Raw genomic sequence first — 14,456 nt, forward strand, 5'->3', positions numbered from 1 at the left:
GGAGAGATCAATGAGAGTTCTCATTTTAGCGGAGAGCGATGGACAAATCGTATCGGAGAAAACCCTTCCCAGCATCGCCTTTGCGCAATCGATAGGGGCCGAGTTCGACATTCTGGCATTCGGAGAACAGGGCATCGACCGCCTGCAAGGCTATGGCGCAGGCCGCGCGATCGTTGTTCAGAACGCCGGTCCGCCGCTGTCCGGCGCTTACGCAAAGACGATCGCTCTCGTCGCCGAGCCGTACGACATCGTTGTGGGTACGACTTCGACTTATACTCGCGATGTTCTGGCGCGGGCGGCAGCCTTGCTGGATTGGCCGATAGTGAGCGATGTCATACAGTTTGAAGCCAGCGAGAGAGTTAGGGTCAAACGTCCGATCTATTCGGCCAACCTGATCGGCACGTTCGAAATCGACGCGCCAAGATTCGCCATGACCGCTCGCGGTCCGGCATGGGGCAAGCCCGAATCGCGCAGCGGCGAATCGCAAATCGAACGCATTTCCTTACAAAGCGATTCGGACGGCACCCGATACATTGGATTGGAGCAAGGCGCGCAGGGCAGACCCGACTTGACGCAGGCTCGGGTCGTCGTGTCGGGCGGACGACCCTTAAAAGATGCAGAAACTTTCGAGAAGCTTATTGGCGGACTCGCCGACGTGCTGGGCGGCGCTGTGGGCGCAACGCGCGCCGCCGTCGATTCTGGAATCGCTCCAAACGACCTGCAGGTTGGTCAAACGGGCAAGACGGTTGCGCCGGAGCTCTATATCGCTGTGGCCGTCTCTGGGTCCGTGCAGCACCTGGCCGGAATGAAAGATTCGAAAGTCATCGTCGCCATCAACACCGACCCAGAAGCGCCCATCTACGATGTGGCCGACTTCGGCTTAGTGATGGACCTCTATCAAGCGGTACCCGAGATGATCGAGGAACTCAAACGTTTAAGAGGCTAAATGGACTGGTCCGAATATACGCGCAATACTTATATTGGAATTAGTTCTCTCGAAAAAGCGCTCTTTTACATCCTGATCTTCTCTTCTATCGGCTATGTCGCCCTTTGGTATCGCGGTCGCGCTCGCCTGTGGAAACAGGGCCAGGCCGTGTCGGACGATCGCCCGTGGCATAAGCGATTCCGAACGATGCGGCGGTTCTCTCTAGAGCAACGAAAACTGCCGAGGCACAAGTTCGGCGGCCTCTTTCACATTCCGATGTACATCGGCTTCATCGTCCTCTTCATCGGCACGACTCTGCTCTTTATCAACGAGACGACCGAGCGCGTCGGATTCAAGTTCCATAAGGGATTGTATTTTGCCGTTTACGAGGTGACTCTCGATCTTTTTGGCTTGGGCGTCTTGTTCGGCTGCCTGCTAGCGCTTTATCGCCGTATTGTTCAGAAGCCGCCATCGCTCAGCCGCGCTCCCGCCGACCTGGTCAGCGTTCTCTTACTCTTCGTCATTGTGCTGACGGGGTATGCGCTCGAATCGGCGCGCATAGTCGTAGATAGCACACCGCCTCAAGTTGCGGCATGGTCATTTGTCGGCAACGCTTTTGCGCCTGCCTTCATGGGCCTATCGGTTGATGGTTACGGCGTGATCTGGTGGATTCATGCCGTCCTTATTGCCGCATGGATCGTTTCCCTCGCATTTGGAAGGACGCGGCACATTTTGCTGGCGCCCGTGGTCGCCTATTTCAAACCCGCTATCCAGGCCAACGTCCCGCCCAACGTCGATATCGAGCAAGTAGAGCAGGGAGGTGCAATCGGTGTCAATGCCCTCTCCCAATTCTCGCGCTGGCATCTGATGAGCCTTGACGCCTGCATGGGCTGCGGTCGGTGCGAACGCGCCTGTCCCGCCACAGCCACGGGCAAAACGCTCAACCCGAAGCTCATAGTTGAGAAGCTTCGAGACGCAATGACAAAGGGCAGCGGCGATGATTTGACCCATGTGATCAGCGACGACGAGCTCTTTGCCTGCACGACGTGCGGCGCCTGTCGAGAGGAGTGCCCCGTATTGATCGAGCATCCCATCATGATTATGGAAATGCGACGGCACCGGGTAACCGAAGGCAATCTGCGCGGTACGCCTGCAGGCGCTTTGCAACGGATCGGCAGCCAGGGCAATCCGTGGGGTCTGCCGCCCGCCGATCGCGCAAAGTGGGCAGACGGCCTCGACATTCCAACGGTCGCCGAAAACCCGAACTTTGACATTCTCTTTTGGGTTGGGTGCGCAGGCGCATACGATCCACGCGGACAGCAAACCGCGCGCGCCATTGCAACGCTCCTGACCAAGGCAGGCGTCAATTTTGCTGTGCTGGGCCCTAAAGAAAAGTGCACGGGCGATACGCCGCGACGGCTTGGCGAAGACTTGCTTTTCCAAGACCTGGCCATGCAAAACGTCGAGACCTTGAATGCTGCCAAGGTCAAGCGAATCGTTGCGATGTGCCCGCACTGTATGCACACGATCAAGAACGAGTTCGGAGCATTCGGCGGGCAGTACGAAGTTCTCCATCACACGCAACTATTGGCGGAACTCATCGAACAAGGCAAACTTCCAGCGCCCCAAGACGGCGGCAAGACGATTACGTACCACGATCCCTGCTATCTGGCGCGGGTCAATGGCATCCACGCGGCGCCTCGGCGAGCGTTGAGCGGCATGAAGCTGAACATCATAGAGGCGCCGCGCTCTAAGGATAAGACTTTCTGCTGCGGCGCCGGCGGCGGTCGGATGTGGACCGAAGAACCGCCCAGCCAGCGACCGGGAGTTCAGCGCGCCGACGAACTGCTGGCGACGAACGCCGAAACGGTCGCGGTCGGCTGTCCTTTCTGCATGATCATGATCTCTGACAGCGTCAAAGCCAAGAGCGAAACCACTCAGGTCAAAGATATTGCCGAACTGATCCTGGAACAAATCGAGACACCTGTGCGATAATAGAGAACGGAGGACACCATGAGTCTAACACTGCGCGGCGGCGAGTTCATTATCAAAGATTGCGACCCATCACAAACCTTTACGCCAGAAGACCTAACCAGCGAAGATCACTTGATCGCACAGGCGGCTGAAGACTTTATTCGAGGCGAAGTGATGACCCAGTACGACGCGATCGAGAGCCAGGCCGACGGGGTCATGATCGGACTGCTCAAGAAAGCGGGCCAGTTAGGCTTGATGGCAGGCGGACTGCCCGAGGCTTTTGGCGGCGCGGGTTTAAGCAAAGCGACCACCACGCTCGTCAGCGAGCGCATCAGCATCCAGCCGAGTTTCGCCGTCTCGCTGGGCGCCCACATAGGCATCGGCACCCTGCCCATCCTCTTCTTCGGCACGCCCGAACAGAAGAGAAAGTACATTCCAAAACTGGGAAGCGGCGAGCAGATCGCGGCCTTCAGCTTGAGCGAGGCCGAGTGCGGTTCCGACCCCCTCAGCGCCAAGACAAAGGCGACCCTCTCGCCCGATGGAACCAAGTATCTGCTGAACGGCGCCAAAATGTGGACCACTAACGGCGGATTTGCAGATGTCTTCATCGTCTTTGCCAAGATCGATGGAGAGCAGTTCACCGCATTCATTGTTGAGCGCAACTTTCCGGGAGTCTCGGTTGGGCGAGAAGAGCACAAATTAGGCATCAAGGGCAGCTCGACTCGGCGCGTCATCCTTGAGAACGCCGAGGTGCCTATCGAAAATGTCTTGGGCGAGATCGGCAAAGGGCATCGCATCGCGTTCGGAGTGCTCAACATCGGTCGCTTCAAACTGGCAGCCAGCGCGCTCGGCGTCTCAAAAGAGGCGCTTCGCATCGCTGTTCGATATGCCAAGGAGCGCAAACAGTTTGGGCGAGAAATCGCCTCGTTTGGCATGATCCAGCAGAAAATCGCCGATATGGCCACCAAGGTCTACGTGCTAGAGAGCGCGATCTACCGCACGGCGGGTCTGCTCGATAGCGTCTTCCATGACATCGATGCCTCCGCGCCGGATGCCAACGATAACTATCGCCGTGCGGACGAAGAGTATCCCGTCGAATGCGCAATCATGAAGGTGTTCGGCTCCGAGGTCCTTGATTTTGTGGTCGATGAAAACCTCCAGATTCATGGCGGCTTTGGGTTTACCGAGGAGTTTCCTGCGGCGCGAATGTACCGAGATGCGCGGATCAACCGCATTTTTGAAGGAACGAACGAGATCAACCGCTTGCTCTCTCTGGGGATGCTGATGAAGCGCGCGCTGAAAGGCCACCTGCCGGGATTAATGGAGGCGGCGCAAGCCATTCGCTCGGAGTTGAATACGCCGCAGATGCCAGCCCCAGACCCGACGGAACCGATCGAAATCGTCGCCAAGCAGGTCGGCGGAATGAAGAAGGCCGCATTGATGACAGCGGGCATGGCGGTCGAGACCTTGGGCGCGACGATCGAGAACGAACAAGAGATCGTCGCCGCTCTCGCGGACTGCCTGATCGAGATTTATGCGCTCGAATCGGCGCTGCTGCGGACAAGAAAACTGAGCCAAAAAGGCTTGAACGTCGATCTTCCCGCCGCCATGACCATGCTCTACGGCTATAGCGCTCTCGATAACGTCGAGCGGTCGGCGCGATGGGCGATCAACGCCTTTGCCGAAGGCGATACGCGCCAGACGCTCTTGATCGCCCTCCGCCGCTACTGCAAGCGAATCGAGTGCAACCCGATCGGGCTTCAGCGCCAAGCAGCGGCCTACGTGATCGAGCGGGAAAGGGAGTGGTCTGCCTCGAGCGCCAAGTGAAGATGTGGCCGATACCCTGGTCGAACTGATCCGGTCAAACGCACAATCGCTCGGCGACTTGACGGCCTATCGCTTCTGGCGGGACGGTGCCGTAACCGATGTTACATGGTCGCAGTTTGACCGCGATTGCGATGCGTTCGCACAGTTGCTGATCGATCGAGGCGCGATGCCGGGAGATCGGATCGTGCTGCTTTCTGAGAACCGATACGAATGGTTGGTGGCCGACCAAGCCATCCTGCGCGCGGGCGCGTTCACGGTTGCGCTTCACTATCCGCTGACGAAGGAGCAGGCCGCCGCTCAAGCAAAAGACTGTGGAGCGCGACTGGCCATCGTTTCTGGAGAGCATCAATCGGCCAAACTCCCAGACCTTGATTGCATCCTGATCGACTCAAGAGGCAAGCCGCCTTCAGATGAGGTCATCAGGCGATCCAAAGCGATCGCCCCTAACGACGTTGCCACAATCATCTATACGTCGGGCACGACGGGCGAGAGCAAGGGCGCCATGCTGACTCATCAGAACCTGCTTTCGAACGCCCGAGCGCTCAGAGAGTTGGTTCAAGCCGAATCGCACGAGAACGTCGTGCTCAACTTTCTCCCGCTAAGCCACATCTATGCGCGCACCAGCGACTATATCTCGGCGGCAGTGCAGGGCGTCGTAATGGCGTTGGCCGCTAGCATCGAGACCGTCGGTCAAGACCTACAAACGTTCCGACCGCACGCGATTAACGCCGTGCCCAGATTTTACGAGAAAGTGAGAGAACGCATCATCGAGAGGCGAATTGTCCGTCTGCTCGGGCCCCTGGGTCGTCGTCTCGCGGTCAAAAAGGCGTTTGGCGGGCGGCTGCGCTATGCGTTCTCCGGTGGGGCGGCGCTGGATCCAACTGTGCAAGAGTTCTTTAGTCAAGCCGGACTAACCATCTATCAAGGATACGGATTGACAGAAACCTCGCCCGTAGTCTCAACCTGCTGGGAGGAGGCTTTCAAACCGAACACCGCTGGTCGAGCCGCCCCCGGCGTCGAGATCAAGATCGCAGAAGACGGCGAAATACTGGTACGCGGGCCTAACGTGTTCGTAGGATACTGGAACAACGAGGCCGCGACCAGAGAGGCGTTTGATGAGGACGGCTGGTTCCGCACGGGCGATGTCGGCGAGCTCGACAACGACGGCTTTCTCAAAATTACCGATCGGAAGAAGGACATCTTTGTGCTTTCGGGCGGCAAGAACGTTGCGCCAATGCCGATCGAGAACGCGCTGATCAACGATCCCTTTATCCTGCAGGCCGTGGTGTTTGGCGACAAGCAAAAGTTTACTGGGGCGCTCATCGTTCCCGACCGAGAAGCGCTATCCGGCAAGTTCGATCTCTCGGACAACGAAGGGATCAAAACCTTTCTACAACAGCGCATCGATCTGGCATTGGCAACCTTTTCGCCCCATGAGCGAGTCAAACGATTCGCCATAGTCGAGGAGCCCTTTTCGATGGAGAACGGGTCGATGACGGTAACGCTCAAGCTTCGCCGCTCGCGCATTCTCCATCAGTATGCCGACCTCGTCGAGAAGGTTTACCGCGACTAAAGCCGAAGATAAAGCTAGAGCCAATTAGGAGGTTAGCATGGGCGACCAATATCGCCGTCAGATCAACGATAGAACCCTTCGGCCAGAAAGCCTGATGATGAGCTACGGCTACCTGCCCGAGTGGTCGGAATGCGCGCTAAAGTGCCCCATTTTCCAAACTTCGACCTTTGTCTTTCGCACGGCGGAAGAAGGAAAGGCCTTCTTTGAAATCGCCTATGGTTTGCGCGAGCAGGGACCCGGCGAAACGCTCGGTCTCATCTATAGTCGCTTAAACAACCCAGATTTAGAAATCCTGGAGGATCGCCTTACGCTTTGGGACGGCGCCGAGGATTGTGCCGTATTCGAAAGCGGCATGGCGGCCATCTGTGGCGCGATGTTCTCCTTTTTGCGTCCGGGCGATGTGCTGTTGCACAGCGAGCCGCTCTATGGAGGCACCGACCACTTGATCAAGCACGTCCTTACCGAATATGGGATCGTGCCAGTGCCCTTTGCGGCCGGAACGAGCGAGAGCGGCATCCTGCGGATTCTGGATCAAAGCGATAGCGCGGACAAACTGAAGATGATCTATATCGAGACGCCTGCCAACCCGACAAACGTGCTGGTCGACATCGAAATGTGCGCTCACATCGCCAGAGCGCGCTCGACTCCAGAACGCCCGGTCATTACCGCTGTCGACAACACCTTTTTGGGGCCCGTGTTCCAACACCCGATAAAGCATGGCGCCGATTTAGTGCTCTACTCGGCTACCAAGTACATCGCGGGACACTCGGACGTTATTGCCGGAGCATGCCTTGGTCCAAAGAACTACATTCAGACCATCAAGGCATGGCGAACTTTCATGGGCTCAATGTGCAGCCCGTGGACAGGCTGGCTTTTGATGCGGAGCCTAGAAACCCTGAAGTTGCGAATGACCTGCCAGATGAAGAACGCCCGCGTGGTGGCCGACTTCTTGGCCGACCATCCTCAAGTCGAGCGCGTTCACTACTTAGGACATATGACCGAGCATTGCAGCCAGTACGCGACCTATCAGCGACAGTGCTTGAGCCCGGGCGCGATGATCTCGTTCGAAGTGGTCGGCGGAGAGAGGGAAGCGTTTCGTTTTCTCAACTCGCTCAAACTAATCAAACTGGCCGTTTCGTTAGGCGGTACCGAATCGCTGGCCGAGCACCCCTGCACAATGACACATGCCGACATGTCCAGCGAGGACAAGAAGCAGTTCGGAATAAAGGAGAACCTAATCCGCCTATCCGTTGGCGTAGAACACCCCGAAGACCTAATTGCCGACTTAGATCAAGCGCTGCGGTGCGGCGTAGAGGCGCGGCCCGCCGCCATGAAGTAGACGGACAAGACGACCAATCCAGCCACGCCGAACAGCGCTTTGGCATAGTTGGGAAAGGCGTAAAACGAAAAGAAACCCTCGGTAAGAGCCGCCCACAGCAAGAGCGGCACGGAGCCGGCCAACAACCATATCGCCGTCTTGCCGCCATGCCGAACCGAATCGATTCGTGTGCGGTCGCCCGGCAACAACAGCGACAATCCCAAAGCGAGCCCGCCTGCGCCGCACAAGAAGATTGCGCCTAACTCCGGCACGCCATGAGGAAAGATGGAAACCAGCAAGTAACCCAGCTTTCCGACTTTGGCCATCTCTGCCGCCAAAGCGCCCATGATCGCGCCGTTCTGAATGAGCAACAGCACGGTGGGGATGCCGAGCAGAATCCCATACCCAAAGCATCGCATCGCCACGCTCGTGTTGTTGACAAAGTAGAACGCGGTCGGCGCATAGCCGTCGTCCTTACCGACCGCCTTCTGCTCGCCTGACTTCCATTGTTCGACCACATCGGCAAACTGTTCCGGCATCAGCCGGTAGGTCCAATCGCCGTCGTGATAGCAGAGGGCAAAAGCGACGACCGCCCCTACGAAGAAGAACCCGATCGCCGCCGCAAACAACCGCCAAGTTGTTCGAAAGCTGAGCGCGAAGCGATCCCAGAAGTTTCTCAGGCCAATTCGAAGAGTGCCCGTCCGGGCGCGATAGATGACGCCGTGCGCACGCGTCATCAGGGCATTGAGGGAGGCGTCTAATTCGGGGCTCAGCTTCTTGGTGCGGATGTAGGCTAAATCCGCCGCAGCTTGACGATACAGCCTGCCAATGCGCTTGAGTTCAACCCTAGAAAGAGATCGCGCGCCCCCTGTACGAAGGCGCGCGACCGCTTGATCCAACTCGTTCCAAGCCTCTTTTCGCCGCTCGATATCAAACGGCATAGGCGTCGAACGAGATTACTTCTTAACGGGCGCCTTTGCGGGAGCCTTGGCGACCGTCGTAAACTTAGCAGGGTTCTTCTTAAAAGTGTCGCGGCAGGCTGCGGTGCAGAAATGCAGGGTCTGCTTGTTGTGCGCCAGAGTAACGGACTTTTTGGCGTCCTTGACGGGGGTCTTGTGCACCGCGCACATGACGGCGGCCGGCTTGGCAGGCGCCTTGGCTTCCATGGTCTTGGGCTCGGCGCAACACGCGTCCTTGGCCTGGCCGCCCTCGGCGCAACACTCGGCCTTCATGGCTTCGGTCTTGCCCTCGGCGCAGCAATCGTCGGTCTTTGCGGCGGTTTTCGCCTCGGTCTTGACGCTGGCTGTCTGGACTTTAAGGTATTTGGCAGGGTCGGCTTTGAATTTGGTAACGCAACCGCTGCAACAAAAGGCCAGTTCCTTGCCGTTGTGCGTATACTTGACCGCCTTCGCCGCATCCACCGCTCCGCCGCTGACAGGGCAAGTCGCGTTCTTCTGGGCCTGAAAGCCTGCAAACACCATCGTAAGCGCGGCTGCTGCCGCGATAAGGCTGATTAATCGCATCGAGTGGATCCTCCTGAGTGATCTATGGATATTGTACCCTCATTCTCGATTATCGGCCAATAGTTTCCTCAGGTAAGCGCCCGATCCGCGAATCATGCTCTCTGGGTCGGGAAAGTCGTCGAACGGCTCGATCGACAGCCACCCGGTATAGCCGATGCGCTTTAAGGTGCTCAAGATCGGCCCAAAGTCGGTCGGCCCAAAGCCGGGCGCCCGTCGGTTAGAATCGTTGAGATGGACGTGCCTAATGATGCTCTGCCGCTTGATGATCAAGTTCGGAAGGTCGTGCGTTTCCGAAAGCGCGCTCTTGACATCAAAAATAGAGCTGACGGAGTCGGAATTGAACGCCCGAACAACCTCCGCCGCTTCATCCATCGTGTTGATAAAATGGGTCTCGTCGCGCGGCAAAGGCTCGATACAAATGATAATCCGATGTTCTTCGGCCTCGCGCACGGCCGACGTCAGAGTATCGATCATCAACTCGAGCCGATCATTCCGGTCGGACGATCGCTGCTTTGGCGAGCCGAACACCATCCGATCTGCTCCCAAGTCGGCTGCGAAAAGCACCAACTCTCGCAAGTAATCCGCGGTTCGGGATCGAATCTCGGCATCCGCATGGGCAACGTGCAGCCCGGCAGGCGACACTAACAGCCAATGCAGCCCGACTATCTGAAGTCCCGCGCTCTCGGCAGCGCTCTTGATTTCAACTCGATCCGACATCCCTAAATCGCAGACCGAGTCGGCAAACACAAAAGGCGCGATCTCTACGCCTTCAAAACCGGCATCTGCGATCAAACGACAGGCGTCTGGCCAGGGCAAGCGGCGCAAAAGTTCGTTGCAAGCGGCGAGTCTCATTGGAATAATGCTACCCGCTGGTAAAATAACCGGCAATGCGACGACAGCGAACGCTCATCGGCCTTCTCCTTGTCATCATCCTGGTTTCGGTACTGGCTTATGTGCGCAGCCAGCCTTGGGGACAGTTTCTGCTGTTTCTACCACCTGACAGCCAAGGCTGGATCGTGTGCGAGAGAGCCGGAGAGAACGATTCGGACATCGTGATCGTTAAGCCGGACGGCGCGATCGTCGAATTAGCGACTGGCCCGAGCGACGACATCCAGCCCGATTGGTCGCCCGACGGAAACATGATCGCATTTTCCAGCAACAAACGCGACGAAGTCTATCAGCTCTTTCGCATCCCGGCTTCGGGCGGTCAGGCGCTGCAGCTCACAGTGGGCGGCGGTGCAAAGTTCGAGCCCGTCTATTCTGCAAACGGCGACCACATTCTTCACATAGCCCAAGGTCTGGTAACCGAAGTCGAGCCAAAAACCCTCCACGCAGAACAAATCATCCCGCCGAGCGAGATGATGCACCAATGGAGACAGGACGGCGAAGCGGCGCTGAGCTTTCGAATGCCGCGCCCGAGCAAGACCGACGATCGCCTATTCGCCGCAGTGCAGCGTGCGGATGGCGAGGAAGTCGCCATAGCCCACTTTATCCCTCCCGACCGATCTCGGATGCGGTCGCCCATGCTGGTAACTTCGGCCAAGAGGATTGACGTTGACTGGTCGCCCAAAGAGGCCAAGTTGGCGATGGCCGTTTGGGAAGGCGAGGTACAAGTATCCGAGGAGAGGAAGGACAAGGCCAGCTTCATCGGCATGGCCGACTTCACCCAAGACCCGCAACAGCCGAGCTTTCGCATCGTCATGGCATTGCCGCCCGAACACTTCGCGAGCGAAGTCGCCTTCTCGCCAAACGGCGAGGTGTTAGCGTTTGTGCTGAACAAGACGCACGAAGAGGGCTATGAACGACTTGGATTGGTCGTAGTCGCTGCTACAGGCGGCGCGCCAACGCCTCTAACGCAAGGCGAAGCATGGCAGCCAAGCTGGACGCCAGACGGGCAAAAAATCGCCATCGCCTTCGGTCCAAGGGGAAAAAGGCAGATCCATCTCGTGCACCGCGAATCGGGACAATCGGAGCCGATCACCAAGGATGAGCGAGACTACTCGTCGCCCCGCGTCTCGCCCAAGAAATAGCCTATTTCGAGACGATCTCTAACACTTTCAGCCAAGTTCTCGACTGACGATGGCCAAATCGCTTCCGTTGGTTCTTCTTGGCCTTATACTTAAAGCCAACGATCTTCTTCGCACGGTCCTGCTTGACGACCTCGGCGATCACTTTGGCTCCAGAAACGAACGGAGCGCCCACCTTGACCTCGTTCTCGCCGCGCACCAGCACGACCTCCTCTAACTCTACCTTGGCGCTCGGTTCGGCATCGATCTTCTCAACGACCAGCGATCCGCCCACCTCAGCCTTGTATTGCTTTCCGCCCGTTTTCACTATCGCGTACATGTGTTTGCTCCGTTCCAAAGATTATCGCGAACTCAAATTATACCCGCTCGAAGGAGGTCTTTCAGCATCAGCATCCCGATGGGCCGGCGATCTTCGTCCAATACCGGCGCCTCGCCAATCTTGACCGGCAGTTCCTGAAACATCCTCAGAGAATCGAGAGCCAGCGGATTGCCCTCTATAACGGTTGCCGTTGGATTCATGATCGCAGAGGCGGGCAGTTCTAGCGCTTTCTCGTCGGTTAACAATCGGCGCCGTATGTCGCCGTCCGTAATCAAACCGACAAATCGCCCCTTGCCGTCCGCAACGCACGCAGCGCCCGCGCCCGCCTTTGTGATCGCAAAGAGCACGTCCCTCACGCTCGAATCTTGATTCACGACAGCCAGCCCGTCCTCCTTGCGCATCACCTCGTGCGTGGTCAGGAGCAACTGCCGACCCAATTTGCCCGCCGGATGATTGACTGCAAAATGATCGGGCGTAAAGCCTCGAGCAGCCATAACAGACAACGCTAAAGCATCTCCCAAAGCCAGCATCGCGATCGCGCTGGCAGTGGGCGCCAAGTTGTGCGGGCAAGCCTCGCGCTCGACGGAGACGTCCAGCACGAAATCGCAGCTTCGAGCGATCGATGAATCGAGGCTGCCAGTGAACGCGATCATCTTGCTGCCCAAACGCTTTAGAGCAGGGAGGAGCGTTACAATCTCGTCGCTCTCGCCGCCATAAGAAAGCAGCACGATCGCGTCGTTCCCGTTCACCGCGCCCAAATCGCCGTGCGCCGCTTCGGTCGGATGCAGGTACATGGCCGGGGTGCCTGTGCTGCTAAACGTGCCGGCCAATTTTCGGGCAATGGCTCCCGATTTTCCGACGCCGCAAAGCACTAGCCGACCTTGGAGACCCAGAATCATCTGCACGGCGCGGTCGAAACGCTCGTCAAGCCGCGAGATCAAGCCCTGAATCGCATCAGCCTCGATCTGAAGCGAAGTCCGAGCGACCTCCATCGGGTCGGCCATCGCGCTGGTTACCAAAGCCTAAACTCCGACTTCGCCAAGTCTCTGCGCCGCGACCGTATCGACCCGGATGCCAGGCCCCATCGTCGTCGAGATCGTGATCCGTTGCAGATACCGACCCCTTGCGCCCTGAGGCTTGGCTTTGATCAATGCGCTCAGCGCGGCAGCCAAGTTCTCCTTCAGCTGCGCTTCGCTAAACGAAGCCTTGCCGATTGGCATGTGCACGATTCCGGCCTTCTCAACTCGATAGTCGACGCGGCTCGCCTTCTTGATGTCCTCCACCACTTTGCCCGGATCGGTCGTAACCGTGCCCGACTTGGGCGTCGGCATTGCCGCTTTCAAAACGCCGCCGATCTTGCTGATGACAGGCATCAAAGCCTGTTCGGCTACAATCACATCGAAGTTCTTCCAGTCCTTCCAGCCTTTCTGAATCTGCTCGACCAGTTCCTCTGCGCCGACCATCTCCGCGCCCGCTGCCTGTGCCGCATCGGCCGCAGGTCCCTTTGCAAACACCAGCACTCGCTGCTTCTTGCCCGTTCCATGCGGAAGATTGGTAACGCCGCGCACCACTTGATCGCCCTTCTTAGGATCGACGCCCAACTGTATCGCCAAATCGACGGTTTCGTCAAACTTGGCCGAAGCCGTCTCCTTGGCCAATCGAACGGCATCGTCTGGCGAGTAGACCTCGTTCTTATCGACTTTGGTAGCTGCACCTTTGAATCGTTTACCTACTGTCTTCATCCTCGTTCCCCCTTTAGTCCACCACTTCCACGCCCATAGAGCGCGCAGTGCCCGCCATGATCTGCATAGCGGCTTCGATGTCGTTCGCGTTCAGGTCTGGCATCTTTCTCTCAGCCGCTTCTTTCAACTGCGCCCGAGTGATCTTGCCGACCTTCTGCTTCAGGGGATTGCCGGAACCCTTTTCGATGCCCGCGGCCTGTCGGATCAGTGCCGACGCCAAAGGTTGCTTGACGATGAACGTAAACGACCGATCTTCGTAAACCGTGATCTCGGTCGGAAGCACCATGCCCTTTTGCGAAGCGGTGCGGTCGTTAAAGTTCTTCACAAAATCCATGATGTTGACGCCCGCTTGACCGAGCGCCGGACCAACGGGCGGCGCCGGTGTGGCGGCTCCCGCTGGGAGGTTCAGCTTAACTACGTTGATGACTCTTTTCGCCATAATGGCTCCCTCCTACTTAGGTTAGGCGTTCGATCTGTTGAAATTCCAGCTCGACCGGGGTGTCTCTGCCAAAAATCGAGATCAGTACTTTGACCGTCTCTCGGTCGCCGTTGACCTCTTCTATTTTGCCTGTAAAATCGGCAAAGTGTCCGTCCACCACGCGCACGTTGTCGCCGCGCTTCCATGCCACGCGAGGCTTGACCTTGCTGTCCTCGATAGACTTCAAAATCTCTTCGACCTCATAATCGTGCATGGGGATCGGCCGGTCGCCCGAGCTGATGAAACTAGCGACGCCGGGCGTCGTGCGGATCAGCGTCCATGTGTCGTCGTCCAAGATCATCTCTACCAAGAGATAGCCGGGAAAAACCTTGCGCGTGATCGTCTGCTTCTTGCCGGCGCGGGTGCGAATCTCTTGCTCGGTCGGAATCAATATGCGAGTGATGCGGTCGGATAAGTCGGCCGCCTGCGCGCGCCGCTCCAATGTGGCGCGAACCTTGTTCTCGTGTCCCACGAGCGTCCTAACAACGTACCAGCGCTTGGTCATGGCTTTAGGTTAAAGCGATTCTCGATGGCGGTGATTCCAAACGACAAGATAGCGTCCAGCACTGCCAGCCAAAGCGTAAAGACGATCACAACGCCCAACACGGCCATCGCCATGCGGGTTGTGTCGTTGTGATTCGGCTTCGTAACGCGCAGCCACTCCATCCAGATCTCGTTGGCCGAGCGCCGCATCCGTGCGATCATGCCGGGGCTGGCTTCCTCTCCATGTTTGCTTATCGACGCCATTGT

15 protein-coding genes are annotated in these 14,456 nt (G+C 57.7%); 6 read left to right on the forward strand and 9 right to left on the reverse strand.

Annotation, left to right across the window (positions count from 1 at the left end):
* Positions 1 to 10 precede the first annotated feature (10 nt).
* Genes HUU60_01895 through HUU60_01915 form a run of 5 tightly spaced genes read left to right on the forward strand, consistent with a single transcriptional unit; the run spans position 11 to position 7,638 of the window.
* Positions 11 to 946 carry an electron transfer flavoprotein subunit alpha/FixB family protein gene (locus tag HUU60_01895; protein NUL81458.1) on the forward strand — a complete coding sequence of 312 codons (936 nt, stop codon included), beginning with the start codon at positions 11 to 13 and terminating at the stop codon, positions 944 to 946.
* Positions 947 to 2,920, forward strand: a complete 1,974-nt coding sequence (locus HUU60_01900; protein ID NUL81459.1) for a 4Fe-4S dicluster domain-containing protein — start codon at positions 947 to 949, stop codon at positions 2,918 to 2,920.
* A gap of 18 nt (positions 2,921 to 2,938) precedes the next feature.
* Positions 2,939 to 4,726, forward strand: a complete 1,788-nt coding sequence (locus HUU60_01905) for an acyl-CoA dehydrogenase family protein (GenBank protein ID NUL81460.1) — start codon at positions 2,939 to 2,941, stop codon at positions 4,724 to 4,726.
* Between the two features lie 4 nt (positions 4,727 to 4,730).
* On the forward strand, positions 4,731 to 6,299 hold the full coding sequence (locus HUU60_01910; GenBank protein ID NUL81461.1) for a long-chain fatty acid--CoA ligase: 1,569 nt from the start codon (positions 4,731 to 4,733) through the stop codon (positions 6,297 to 6,299).
* Positions 6,300 to 6,336: 37 nt separating this feature from the next.
* On the forward strand, positions 6,337 to 7,638 hold the full coding sequence (locus tag HUU60_01915) for a cystathionine gamma-synthase family protein (protein NUL81462.1): 1,302 nt from the start codon (positions 6,337 to 6,339) through the stop codon (positions 7,636 to 7,638).
* Here HUU60_01915 and HUU60_01920 read toward each other — a convergent pair.
* From HUU60_01920 to HUU60_01930, 3 genes are read right to left on the reverse strand one after another with little or no spacing between them, the layout of a single operon-like run.
* Positions 7,590 to 8,558 (reverse strand): stage II sporulation protein M, encoded by a 969-nt coding sequence (locus HUU60_01920; GenBank protein ID NUL81463.1) that lies wholly within the window; start codon positions 8,556 to 8,558, stop codon positions 7,590 to 7,592. The genes HUU60_01915 and HUU60_01920 overlap by 49 nt on opposite strands.
* Positions 8,559 to 8,573: 15 nt before the next feature.
* Positions 8,574 to 9,140, reverse strand: a complete 567-nt coding sequence (locus HUU60_01925) for a YHS domain-containing protein (protein NUL81464.1) — start codon at positions 9,138 to 9,140, stop codon at positions 8,574 to 8,576.
* A 39-nt stretch (positions 9,141 to 9,179) separates the two neighbouring features.
* Entirely contained in the window at positions 9,180 to 9,992 is an 813-nt protein-coding gene (locus HUU60_01930; GenBank protein NUL81465.1) for a sugar phosphate isomerase/epimerase, read from the reverse strand.
* Positions 9,993 to 10,027: 35 nt separating this feature from the next.
* On the opposite strand from HUU60_01930, the gene HUU60_01935 reads away from it, so the two are divergent.
* Complete coding sequence (locus HUU60_01935) at positions 10,028 to 11,170, forward strand: PD40 domain-containing protein (GenBank protein NUL81466.1); 1,143 nt, start codon at positions 10,028 to 10,030, stop codon at positions 11,168 to 11,170.
* Between the two features lies 1 nt (position 11,171).
* Here HUU60_01935 and rplU read toward each other — a convergent pair whose 3' ends face one another.
* Genes rplU through HUU60_01965 form a run of 6 tightly spaced genes read right to left on the reverse strand, consistent with a single transcriptional unit; the run spans position 11,172 to position 14,453 of the window.
* Positions 11,172 to 11,486, reverse strand: coding sequence for a 50S ribosomal protein L21 (gene rplU / locus HUU60_01940; protein NUL81467.1), 315 nt, complete (start codon positions 11,484 to 11,486; stop codon positions 11,172 to 11,174).
* Positions 11,487 to 11,518: 32 nt separating this feature from the next.
* Positions 11,519 to 12,490: a KpsF/GutQ family sugar-phosphate isomerase gene (locus HUU60_01945; protein NUL81468.1), complete on the reverse strand. Its 972-nt coding sequence runs from the start codon at positions 12,488 to 12,490 to the stop codon at positions 11,519 to 11,521.
* A gap of 18 nt (positions 12,491 to 12,508) precedes the next feature.
* Complete coding sequence (locus HUU60_01950; protein NUL81469.1) at positions 12,509 to 13,228, reverse strand: 50S ribosomal protein L1; 720 nt, start codon at positions 13,226 to 13,228, stop codon at positions 12,509 to 12,511.
* A gap of 13 nt (positions 13,229 to 13,241) precedes the next feature.
* Positions 13,242 to 13,667, reverse strand: a complete 426-nt coding sequence (gene rplK, locus HUU60_01955) for a 50S ribosomal protein L11 (protein NUL81470.1) — start codon at positions 13,665 to 13,667, stop codon at positions 13,242 to 13,244.
* A gap of 16 nt (positions 13,668 to 13,683) precedes the next feature.
* Positions 13,684 to 14,211: a transcription termination/antitermination factor NusG gene (gene nusG, locus HUU60_01960; GenBank protein ID NUL81471.1), complete on the reverse strand. Its 528-nt coding sequence runs from the start codon at positions 14,209 to 14,211 to the stop codon at positions 13,684 to 13,686.
* Complete coding sequence (locus HUU60_01965) at positions 14,208 to 14,453, reverse strand: preprotein translocase subunit SecE (GenBank protein NUL81472.1); 246 nt, start codon at positions 14,451 to 14,453, stop codon at positions 14,208 to 14,210. The genes nusG and HUU60_01965 overlap by 4 nt, the downstream gene beginning before the upstream one ends.
* Between the last annotated feature and the right edge of the window lie 3 nt (positions 14,454 to 14,456).

This window comes from Armatimonadota bacterium (assembly GCA_013359125.1).
In the GTDB taxonomy this organism is placed as follows: domain Bacteria; phylum Armatimonadota; class Fimbriimonadia; order Fimbriimonadales; family GBS-DC; genus JABWCR01.